At 59.6% G+C, this 1,519-nt stretch carries 1 protein-coding gene; it reads right to left on the bottom strand.

The genetic code is table 11. From position 1 onward, the window contains the following. A partial coding sequence (locus H6G62_RS27215) for a hypothetical protein (RefSeq protein ID WP_190500964.1) occupies positions 1-1,415 on the bottom strand: 1,415 nt, incomplete at its 3' end. Positions 1,416-1,519: the final 104 nt, after the last annotated feature.

The following is a 1,519-nucleotide window of genomic DNA, read 5'->3' as shown; positions in this document are numbered from 1 at the left end:
GCCACCGGAGAGAGCTTAATCAGGCTTTCGGGGCTACCCAATTCCAGCCGCAGTTGCTCGCCCGTGGCCGAGCGGGCCAAGTTGATCAGGAGGTCTAGGTTGAGGGCGGTCTCGAACTTAGGGTCTGGCATGTCCAGGGACGCCTGCACCGTTTGGATGCCCGACACCTCGTTGCCGTCCATCGAGAGGTGGAGGCGAGCGTCGCTCAAGGTCAGCTTGGCCACCGGAGTCTTGGCTCCCATGGCCTTGATCACCTGGGCCTGGTGCAGCAGGCTGGTTCGGTTGACCAGGGCTGAGGTGCCGTAGGTAAAGGGTTCAATCACCTGCTGGAGGTTGGGGTAAGCCTCCGCTAGGCATTGGCAGGTCAAGGTGACTTGGGCCGTATCGGTTTGAATCTGGAACTGGGCCTTGGGCGCTTCGCCCGTGTCGAGCCGAAGTTCGACATCGCTGTCTTTAGCCGCTTGGGCCAACAGTTTAATCAGCGCTTTGACCGTATCGAGGGGGATTCGACAATCGACGGGTTCGGATTCTGCGGTTTGGCGGCGGCGGCGGCCTAGCGCTTGAGTCTCCAGCGTGGCCATAGCAATTTGGTGACCGTCGGTGGCCTGACAGCGCAAGGACTTGGCCTCGAAGATCAGCTGCACCCCATGGAGAATCCCTTTGTCCTTCGGCCCCGCTGACCCTAGAGCCGTCTGTAAGGCCAGCTTCAGGGTTTCGGCAGGTAGGTCGTGGTGAGACCCAGGGGTGGTGAGATCCGCCACCAGAAAGTGGTCTACCGATAGCGTAATCGGGGTGGTCGAGATGACCCCAGACCCATTGCTCATCTCTATTTTGGTGGCGTCTTCGACCGTCGAGCCGACCAAGGCTAGGGTTTCCGAGGCCGGGATGGCCTGGATGACATGGGCCAGTTGAGCGGGTAGCAGACCCACTCCGGGGTGCACCGTGTCGCATTCTGCCTGAGCCGTAATCGTATAGCTCGTATCCGTGGCCGTGATCCGGCAAGCCCCGTCTAAGGCTTCAATCTTGAGATAGCTGAGGATAGGGTTGGTGGGGTTGGCCTGTACCGCCGGGGCTACGGTGGTGAGTAGGCTGCTCAAGTGGCTCTGTGAGGCGGTGATGGAGAAGGCTACGTCGGTGGACTGGCCTTGACTGGCTTTGGCCTGAGTCTTTTTAGTGTCAGCTTGGGGTGCGTCAGCTTGAGCGGTCTTGGCTGAACGGGTTTTAGCTTGTTTAGCGTCAGCTTGAGTGACTTCGGTTTGGCTGGATTTGGTTGAACGAGTCTTGGCTTTCGTCGGGCTCGCTCCCGTTTGAGCGGTTTTCGGGGTGGTCGTGGACTTGGCCGGACGTGATTTCGTTTCGGGTTGGCCCGATTCAGGGGTCGGTTTGGGTTTTGTTTGGCGGGTTTTGGTGGGCATCGTTCGCTGGGATAGTTATACTCACCCTCCCAGCGATAGCGGGGCACCTACAGCACAAAATACCCGTTTTGAGCGGCCCGACTCAGGCCGACATACCAGAGCCG

It is taken from the genome of Phormidium sp. FACHB-1136 (genome assembly GCF_014697375.1).
GTDB lineage: Bacteria > Cyanobacteriota > Cyanobacteriia > Phormidesmidales > Phormidesmidaceae > Nodosilinea.
Note: the sequence above shows the minus strand (reverse complement) of the source record. Positions and strands in the feature narration are given on the sequence as shown.